At 68.1% G+C, this 8,025-nt stretch carries 10 protein-coding genes; 2 read left to right on the forward strand and 8 right to left on the reverse strand.

The genetic code is table 11. The features are described from left to right. Window positions 1–618: 618 nt before the first annotated feature. The 6 genes from gcvH to nudE all read right to left on the reverse strand — a co-directional run bounded on the left by gcvH (window position 619) and on the right by nudE (window position 4,772). Complete coding sequence (gcvH, locus tag ACQG3P_RS08060) at window positions 619–1,014, reverse strand: glycine cleavage system protein GcvH (protein ID WP_068853708.1); 396 nt, start codon at window positions 1,012–1,014, stop codon at window positions 619–621. 62 nt (window positions 1,015–1,076) lie between these two features. Continuing rightward, window positions 1,077–2,189: a glycine cleavage system aminomethyltransferase GcvT gene (gene gcvT / locus ACQG3P_RS08065; protein WP_068853709.1), complete on the reverse strand. Its 1,113-nt coding sequence runs from the start codon at window positions 2,187–2,189 to the stop codon at window positions 1,077–1,079. A 90-nt stretch (window positions 2,190–2,279) separates the two neighbouring features. Continuing rightward, on the reverse strand, window positions 2,280–2,603 hold the full coding sequence (locus ACQG3P_RS08070; protein WP_068853710.1) for a YnfA family protein: 324 nt from the start codon (window positions 2,601–2,603) through the stop codon (window positions 2,280–2,282). Beyond that, the gene (gene mazG / locus ACQG3P_RS08075; protein WP_426804727.1) at window positions 2,600–3,412 is read right to left on the reverse strand and encodes a nucleoside triphosphate pyrophosphohydrolase; all 813 of its coding nucleotides are present in this window, start codon (window positions 3,410–3,412) and stop codon (window positions 2,600–2,602) included. Before mazG ends, ACQG3P_RS08070 begins: the two co-directional genes overlap by 4 nt. A gap of 11 nt (window positions 3,413–3,423) precedes the next feature. Next, complete coding sequence (gene cysQ / locus ACQG3P_RS08080; protein ID WP_095364337.1) at window positions 3,424–4,227, reverse strand: 3'(2'),5'-bisphosphate nucleotidase CysQ; 804 nt, start codon at window positions 4,225–4,227, stop codon at window positions 3,424–3,426. Then, entirely contained in the window at window positions 4,224–4,772 is a 549-nt protein-coding gene (nudE, locus tag ACQG3P_RS08085) for an ADP compounds hydrolase NudE (protein WP_068853712.1), read from the reverse strand. Before nudE ends, cysQ begins: the two co-directional genes overlap by 4 nt. 62 nt (window positions 4,773–4,834) lie before the next feature. Here nudE and bioA point away from each other — a divergent pair, with 62 nt between their 5' ends. Together bioA and ACQG3P_RS08095 are read left to right on the forward strand one after the other, a co-directional pair. Then, entirely contained in the window at window positions 4,835–6,226 is a 1,392-nt protein-coding gene (bioA, locus tag ACQG3P_RS08090; RefSeq protein WP_426804728.1) for an adenosylmethionine--8-amino-7-oxononanoate transaminase, read from the forward strand. After that, window positions 6,217–6,951: a 16S rRNA (uracil(1498)-N(3))-methyltransferase gene (locus ACQG3P_RS08095; protein ID WP_426804729.1), complete on the forward strand. Its 735-nt coding sequence runs from the start codon at window positions 6,217–6,219 to the stop codon at window positions 6,949–6,951. The genes bioA and ACQG3P_RS08095 overlap by 10 nt, the downstream gene beginning before the upstream one ends. Before the next feature lie 58 nt (window positions 6,952–7,009). Here the strand turns inward: ACQG3P_RS08095 and ACQG3P_RS08100 are convergent, their stop codons facing one another. Together ACQG3P_RS08100 and ACQG3P_RS08105 are read right to left on the reverse strand one after the other, a co-directional pair. After that, window positions 7,010–7,480, reverse strand: coding sequence for a chemotaxis protein CheW (locus ACQG3P_RS08100; protein ID WP_184126773.1), 471 nt, complete (start codon window positions 7,478–7,480; stop codon window positions 7,010–7,012). Between the two features lie 34 nt (window positions 7,481–7,514). After that, window positions 7,515–8,025 (reverse strand): chemotaxis protein CheB (locus ACQG3P_RS08105; RefSeq protein ID WP_426804730.1); only part of this gene is annotated, 511 nt, incomplete at its 5' end.

Genomic DNA, 8,025 nt, shown 5'->3' on the forward strand with positions numbered 1-8,025 from the left:
TGGTTGTGCTTCGCGACTGGATGTCGATTCGGCTCACTCGTTTGGCAGGCAAGGTCTGCTGGGCGAAACCTAATCACGCTTTTTTTCACTGTCAACAACCCCCGCGAAAAAATTTCACATGGATGCCCTCCGGCGCACCTCGCCTGGACCCTCCGCAAGCGCTCGGCGACACCCCTTCGACGGTCGTTGTTTGCGTGCACGCATCCATCCGAACGGCGATGCGTAGAAAGAAAAACACTTAAAAGAAGCACTTTCGCAAACTGCACTGCAGATGCACCCGCGCTGCAGCCCGCAACCGGCGATTGCGCTGACGGCATCGCAACGGCTTCCCGCACGGGAACAAAACAGGGGCAAAAACTTTTCACATCCGCGAACGCTTTTTGCGTCCGGATTTGCAGAACTGCGCAAACTTTTGGGCGGTGGTGGACGCCAGGTTCGTGCCGGTTGCGTGCATCCATGACCCGCGCGATGGGGGTCGATGCACGTCGATGCGACCATCGACGGCGTCGCCATCCATCACGCACGGATAACGCGTTGGACGTCGGCAACCGGACGATGCCGCGCGCAGGCAAAAAAAAACGGCCGCACAGGGCGGCCGTCTTTCCAGGCAGGCGAGGATCAGTTGTCCTCTTCCTCGAGCAGTTCGGCGTAGTCGTCCGGGTCCAGCAGGTCGTTGACCTCCTCCTTGTTGGACAGCTCGATCACGCAGAGCCAGCCGTCGCCGTAGGCGTCTTCGTTGATGGTTTCCGGCTTGTCGGCCAGCGCCGAATTGACCTCGACCACCGTGCCGGAGACCGGGCTGTACACGTCGGAAGCCGCCTTGACCGACTCGACCACCGCGATCGCCTCGCCCGATTTTGCTTCGGCGCCAACTTCGGGCAGCTCGACGTAGACCAGGTCGCCAAGCAGGCCTTGGGCGTGGTCGGAAATGCCGATGGTGACGCGGCCGTTGCCTTCAACGCGCGCCCATTCGTGGGACTTGAGGAATTTGAGGTCGCCGGGGATCTCGCTCATGGGACTGCTCCGAAGAATTTCAGGGGGGTCAAAAAACGGGGGTAGTGTAAAACAACCGGTGCTCAGCTTTCGCCCAGCACGCCGGGCTGCGCCTGGCCTTCGCGCACGAACGGGAACTTCACTACGCGCACCGGCACCTGCCGGCCGCGGATGTCCACGTGCACCTGGCCGAGCTCGCCACCCGGCACGCGGGCGAAGGCGATGCCCTTGCCCAGCGTCGGCGAGAACGTGCCCGACAGGATCTCGCCGGTGCCGCCGGCGGTGGTCACCGCCTGGCCATGGCGCAGCACGCCCTTCTCGTCCATCACCAGGCCGATCATCTGGCGCGCGTCGCCGGCAGCCTTCTGCGCCTCCAGCACGTCGCGGCCGATGAAGTCGCGGCCTTCGTCCAGCGCCACCGTCCAGGCCAGCGCCGCTTCCAGCGGGCTGATCGCTTCGTCCATGTCCTGGCCATACAGGTTCATGCCCGCTTCCAGGCGCAGCGTGTCACGCGCGCCGAGGCCGGCCGGGCGCACGCCGGCGGCCGCCAGTGCATTCCAGAAGGCGATGACCTGGTCCTGGGCCACCAGGATTTCGAAGCCATCCTCACCGGTGTAACCGGTGCGGGCAACGAACAGCGGTGCGCCGCTGGCAGCGGTGACGTCCACGGCGGCGAAGCGACCCAGCTTCTGCAGCGCGGCGCGGTCGGCCTCGGCCACCAGGCCGGTGACGCGCTCGCGTGCGGTCGGACCCTGCACGGCGATGATCGCCAGGTCTTCGCGCTCGGTCACCTGCACATCGAAGGCGGCGGCCTGCTCGCGGATCCAGGCCAGGTCCTTCTCACGGGTGGAGGCGTTGACCACCATGCGGAAGAAGTCGTCGGCCAGGTAATAGACGATCAGGTCGTCGATCACCCCGCCCTGCGCATTGAGCATGCACGAGTACAGCGCCTTGCCCGGCACCTTCAGCTTGTCCACCGAGTTGGCCAGCAGGCGGCGCAGGAACGGGCGCACCTGCGCGCCGCGCAGGTCGACCACGGTCATGTGGCTCACATCGAACATGCCCGCATCGGCGCGGACGAGGTGGTGCTCGTCCAGCTGCGAACCATAGTGGATGGGCATGTCCCAACCGCCGAAATCGACCATCTTGGCGCCGAGCGCGCGGTGGGTATCGTTGAGTAGCGTCTTCTGGGTCATGACCACAATCCGGGGGATGAAAATGCAGATCGTCATTATCCCAGAACCGCTCCGTCAACGCCTGCGGCGGTGCGCCACGGTCGGCCCCGCCTAGCCCGCGCGCGGTGCGAACATGATCACCGCCATGCCGGCCAGGCACAGGGCCACGCCCAGCAGGTCCCAGCGGCCGGGGCGGATGCCATCCACCACCCACAGCCACGCCAGCGCGGTGCCGATGTATACCCCGCCGTACGCAGCGTAGACACGCCCGCTGGCAGCCGGGTGCAGGGTCAGCAGCCACGCGAACAAGGCCAGGCTGGCGGCGGCCGGCAGCAGCAGCCAGGCGCTGCCATCGCGGCGCAGCCACAACCACGGCAGGTAGCAGCCGACAATCTCGGCAACGGCGGTCAGCACGAACAGCAGCAAGGTTTTCACGGCTTGGCTTCGGCGGCCTTGGCCTGTTCCCACAGGCGCTCCTGCGCCTCCAGGTCCAACCCGGCCATCGATGCGCCCGCGGCTGCCGCCTGCGCTTCCATGGCGCGGAAGCGCCGTTCGAACTTGTGGTTGGCGTGGCGCAGCGCGGCACCGACGTCGACCTTGGCGTGCCGCGCCAGGTTGGCGCAGACGAACAGCAGGTCGCCCAGCTCCTCCTCCAGCCGCGCCTGGTTGTCCTGTACCGGACCGCGCGCGAATTCCGCCGCTAGCTCGTCCAGTTCCTCACGCACTTTGTCCAGCACCGGCGCCGGGCCCGGCCAGTCGAAGCCCACCCGCGCCGCACGCGCCTGCAGCTTCACCGCCCGCTGCCACTCGGGCAGCCCGCGCGAGATGCCGGCCAGCGCGGACGTGTCGGCGTCGCCCTTGGCGGCGCGCTCGGCGCGCTTGATCGCTTCCCAGTTGCTGTTGACGTCTTCAGCCCCATCGACCTGCACCTGCGCGAACACGTGCGGGTGGCGGCGCTGCATCTTGTCGCTGATCGCGCGGGCGACATCGGCAAAGCCGAACGCGCCCTGCTCGCTGGCCATCTGCGCATGGAACACCACCTGCAGCAGCAGGTCGCCCAGTTCGTCGCAGAGGTCGTCCAGGTCGCCACGGTCGATCGCGTCGGCGACCTCGTAGGCTTCTTCGATGGTGTACGGGGCAATGCTGGCGAAATCCTGCTGCAGGTCCCACGGGCAACCCCGCAGCGGATCGCGCAGGCGCGCCATGATGCCCAGCAGGCGTTCCAGTTCGGCGGGTGCGGACATCGGTGCTCCGGTCAGGCGGGAATCCAGGTACGCCACGGCAGGCGGGTGTCGCCCAGCGCGATGAAATCGCCGTTCAACAGCGTTTCGCGGCGGTTGTAGCGGAATGGTTTGCCGGTGGCGGCCGACAGCACCGCGCCGCCTGCGGCATGCAGCACGCACTGGCCGGCGGCGGTATCCCACTCGGCGGTCGGGCCCAGCCGCGGGTACACATCGAGCGTACCTTCCGCCAGCCGGCAGAATTTCAGCGACGAGCCCTGTGCGACGACCTCGATCTCCCCCATGCGATCCAGCAGTGCCTGGGTTTCCGGGCTGCGGTGCGAGCGGCTGGCGGCCACCTGCAGCGGCGGCATCGCCGGGGTGCGGGTGCGCAGCACCGAGTCATGCATGCCGTCACGGCGATAGGCCAGCTCGCCGCGCATGGCGTGCCAGGCCACCCCGCTGACCGGCGCCAGCACCACGCCGAACGCCGGCGCGCCCTGGTAGATCAGGGCGATGTTGACGCTGAATTCGTCGTTGCGCTTGACGAACTCACGGGTGCCATCGAGCGGGTCCACCAGCCAGTAGGCGCCCCAATGCCGGCGCACCTCCCACGGCACCTGCGCCGATTCCTCGGACAGGATCGGCAGGTCCGGGGTCAGCTGGCCCAGCCCGCGCAGGATCACCTGGTTGGCGGCCAAGTCCGCCGCGGTGACCGGGCTGCGGTCGGACTTGATCTCCACGTCGAACGGCGTGGCATACACCGCCATGATGGCGGCGGCGGCGTCCTGGGCAATGGCAATGACCGTTTCGCGCAGATCGGTGGTGAGTTTGATCATTCCCCGCGTTCCAGCCACTGGCGGGCAATGAACAACGCCGCCAGCGAACGCCCTTCTGAAAAGTCCTCGCGCAGCATCAGCCGGTCGAGCTCGGCGATTTTCCACGGCACCACTTCCAGCTCTTCGGGCTCATCGCCAACCAGCCGTTCTGGGTACAGGTCGCGGGCCACCACCAGGTGCGACAGGTGGCTCATGTAGGTCGGGGCCAGGGTCATGGCGCGCAGCACGTCCAGCCGGCGCGCGCCGTAGCCGGCTTCTTCCTTCAGCTCGCGGTCGGCGGCCTGTTCGGGGGTTTCGCCGGCATCGATGCGGCCCTTCACCAGCCCCAGTTCGTAGCGGTGCACGCCGGCCGCGTATTCACGCACCAGCAGCACGGTCTGGTCATCCAGCATCGGCACCACCACCACCGCGCCGTGGCCACGGCTGACCAGGCGCTCGAAGCGGCGGCGTTCGCCGTTGGAGAACTCCAGGTCCAGGTGCTGCCGCTGGAACGGGCCGCTTTCCTCGTCCGTGATCTGGTGGATGGTGGGCAGCGGACGGGTCATGCGAACTGGCTCTTTGAGATCGATAGAATGCAGGCAGGTGAAAACGTGGCCATGAGCTCGAAATGCTAGCAGACCCAGCCCCCCTTACGTTGGCCGACCGGTGGCGGCAACGCGACCTGGCCGTGCTGTGGCACCCGTGCACGCAGATGCGTGAGCACCCGGACACCTTGCCGCTGGTGCCGATTGCGCGCGGTGAAGGCCCGTGGCTGGTCGATCACGACGGCCACCGCTACCTGGATGCGGTGAGCAGCTGGTGGACCAACCTGTTCGGCCATGCCGAGCCGCGCATCGGCGCGGCCATCGCCCGCCAGGCCACCCAGCTGGAGCAGGTGATGCTGGCCGGCTTCAGCCACGAACCGGCGGTGGAACTGGCCGAACGGTTGCTGGCGATCGCGCCGCGCCAGGCCGGGCGCGCGCCGTTTTCCAAGGTGTTCTACGCCGACAACGGCTCGGCCGGGGTCGAGGTCGCATTGAAGATGGCGTTCCATTACTTCCGCAACCGCGGCGAGGAGCACCGCACCCGCTTCGTGGCGCTGGAGAACGGCTACCACGGTGAAACCCTGGGCGCGCTGTCGGTCGGAGATATTCCGCTGTACCGCCGCGTGTACGCGCCACTGCTGACCGAGGCACTGTTCGCGCCCTCGCCGGACGCCTACCTGGCCGAACCGGGGCAGAGCGCCGCTGAGCGCGCCCATGAGGCGGCTGATCGCCTCGCCGACCTGTTCGACCAGCACCCGGGCGAGATCTGCGCGGTGATCCTGGAGCCGCGCCTGCAGTGTGCTGGCGGCATGCGCATGCACGACCCGGTCTATCTGAAGCGGGCGCGCGAACTGTGCGATGCCAATGGCGCGTTCCTGATCGCCGATGAGATCGCCACCGGCTTTGGCCGCACCGGTACCCTGTTCGCCTGCGAACAGGCCGGGGTGATGCCCGACCTGCTGTGCCTGTCCAAGGGCCTGACCGGCGGCTTCCTGCCGCTGGCGGCGGTGCTGGCTACCCAGGCACTGTACGACGCGTTCCTGGACGACAGCCGCGAGCGTGCCTTCCTGCATTCGCACAGCTACACGGGCAACCCGCTGGCCTGCGCCGCCGCGCTGGCCACGCTGGACATCTTCGCCAGCGAGGATGTGATCGCGCGCAACCGCAGCACCGCCGAGGTCATGCGCACCCTGGCCGCGCCCTTCACCGACCACGCCCATGTGGCCGATGTGCGCCAGGCCGGCATGGTGGTCGCGTTCGAGCTGACCCGCAACGGCGACAAGCGCACGCCCTTCCCCGCCGGGGCGCGGGTGGGGCTGCATGCCTACAACGCCGCGTTGCGGCGCGGCGTGGTGCTGCGCCCGCTGGGCAACGTGCTGTACTGGATGCCTCCCTATTGCGTGGAGGACGAACACCTGGACCTGCTGGCCCAGACCACCCTGGCCGCGATCGAGGAAGCTGTTGCATGCGTGTGACCCGTTCTTATGTGGATGCTCCGCTGGCCGTTGGCCAGACCCTGTCGCTGCCCGAAGAGGTGGCCAATCATCTTGTCCGCGTGATGCGTCTGCGCGAGGGCGAAGGCTGCGTGCTGTTCAATGGCGATGGCCACGACTACAGCGCCACGCTGGTGGAATCGGGCAAGCGCGACGCCCGCGTGCGGATCGAGGCCGCGCAGGCGCTGGACAACGAATCCACGCTGTCGATCACCCTGCTGCAGGGCATCGCGCGCGGCGAGAAGATGGACCTGATCCTGCAGAAAGCCACCGAACTGGGGGTGCAGGCGATCGTGCCGGTCAATGCCGAGCGCACCGAAGTCAAGCTGGACGCGGCGCGGGCGGAAAAGCGCGTGGCGCACTGGCACAGCGTGGTGGTGTCGGCCTGTGGGCAGTCCGGGCGCGCCCGGGTGCCGGAGGTAGCCGCGCCGCTGGGCGTGCAGGAGGCGGCCAAGGGAATGCCTGCCGAAGCGCTCAAGCTGACGCTGGACCCGCTGGGCGAGCACCGCTTGTCCACGCTGGAGGCCGCGCCCGGTGGGGTGGTGATTGCGATCGGGCCGGAGGGCGGCTGGTCGCCGCGCGATCGGCAGGCGCTGGCGACAGCCGGGTTCCAGGGATTGCAGCTGGGGCCGCGGATCCTGCGCACCGAAACCGCCGGGTTGGCCGCGATCGCGGCCCTGCAGGCGCGGTTGGGGGATCTGGGCTGACGCGTCGTCACGACCAACGGTCGTGAGCTACCGCATTTCCGGGGTGTCGAATCCCCGGTCAATTCACCGGAAGGGCCTCATCCAGGGCCGCTTCCAGCGCATCAAGATCGGGCAGCAACGCGCTCTGTTCGCCCAGCAGCACGCGCATGTGCACGCCCTGCGGCAGGGTTTCTTCGGAGGCGTCGGCCAGCAGGCCGTCGCGCGGCACCGCGATCAGCTGCGGGAAGGTATGGGTCAGCAGCGCAAGGTAGGGGCGATTGGGGTTGCCACCCAGCGCCTTGAGCACCACTACCTTGTTGTTGCTCACCACCGCGTCCTCGCCCTGGCCGGACAGGCGCGCGAACGACATCAGCGGCACGTCCCAGCCCTGCCAGCGGATCTCGCCGATCAGCCACGCGGGCGCGTTGTCCACCGGGGTGACCGGCACCTTGGACATCATTTCGGCCACCGTCGCATTGGGCAGCAGCACGCGCTCGCTCCCGGCCTGGATCAGTACCCCACGGATTTCGTCGTTGCTGGCGTAGCTCATGCGTCTGCTTCCTGAAAGTGATACGGCGTGGCGATTACTCGCTCACGCCCCAGCGTTCGGCGATGGCGGCGGCCAGCTGCGGCGGATCACCGGCGGCCATGCCGGCGGCAACCACCGCGTTGGCGGCGATCGGGTCGTAACAGCCTTCACCGGTCTGGCCCGCGACCCAGCCGCCGGCCACGGCCAGCGACAGCACGTCGTCCAGCAACGCCACGTCACTGCCGCTGAGCATCACCACGGCGCTGTGCGCCGGCGGCAACGCGGCCACCTGGATGCCCTTGGCATCCGCGGTGAAATGCAGGCCGCGGTTGTGCACGGCCACGCCCACGTCATCGGGCAGGATGTAGGCATTGCCGGCCAGCACCGGCTGGTCGGATTCAGCCAGCACCACCGGCAACGCCGACACACGGGCCATCTGCTTGACCAGGTTGCCGTAACGGCCCCCGTCCAGGCGCATGTAGACCAGGATCGGCACCGCCAGCCCGGCCGGCAGCGCGGCCAGCAGCCGGCGCAGCGCGTCGGGGCCACCGATGCCGGCCAGCACA

The organism is Stenotrophomonas sp. SrG (genome assembly GCF_050031795.1).
Lineage (GTDB): Bacteria > Pseudomonadota > Gammaproteobacteria > Xanthomonadales > Xanthomonadaceae > Stenotrophomonas > Stenotrophomonas rhizophila_A.

Bases quoted from the DNA above. Each gene is read 5' to 3' on its own strand.
- cysQ (WP_095364337.1), bottom strand. From the start codon at position 4,227: ATGATCAAACTCACCACCGATCTGCGCGAAACGGTCATTGCCATTGCC.
- ACQG3P_RS08100 (WP_184126773.1), bottom strand. From the start codon at position 7,480: ATGAGCTACGCCAGCAACGACGAAATCCGTGGGGTACTGATCCAGGCC.
- ACQG3P_RS08095 (WP_426804729.1), top strand. From the start codon at position 6,217: ATGCGTGTGACCCGTTCTTATGTGGATGCTCCGCTGGCCGTTGGCCAG.
- mazG (WP_426804727.1), bottom strand. From the start codon at position 3,412: ATGTCCGCACCCGCCGAACTGGAACGCCTGCTGGGCATCATGGCGCGC.
- nudE (WP_068853712.1), bottom strand. From the start codon at position 4,772: ATGACCCGTCCGCTGCCCACCATCCACCAGATCACGGACGAGGAAAGC.
- gcvH (WP_068853708.1), bottom strand. From the start codon at position 1,014: ATGAGCGAGATCCCCGGCGACCTCAAATTCCTCAAGTCCCACGAATGG.
- gcvT (WP_068853709.1), bottom strand. From the start codon at position 2,189: ATGACCCAGAAGACGCTACTCAACGATACCCACCGCGCGCTCGGCGCC.
- bioA (WP_426804728.1), top strand. From the start codon at position 4,835: ATGCTAGCAGACCCAGCCCCCCTTACGTTGGCCGACCGGTGGCGGCAA.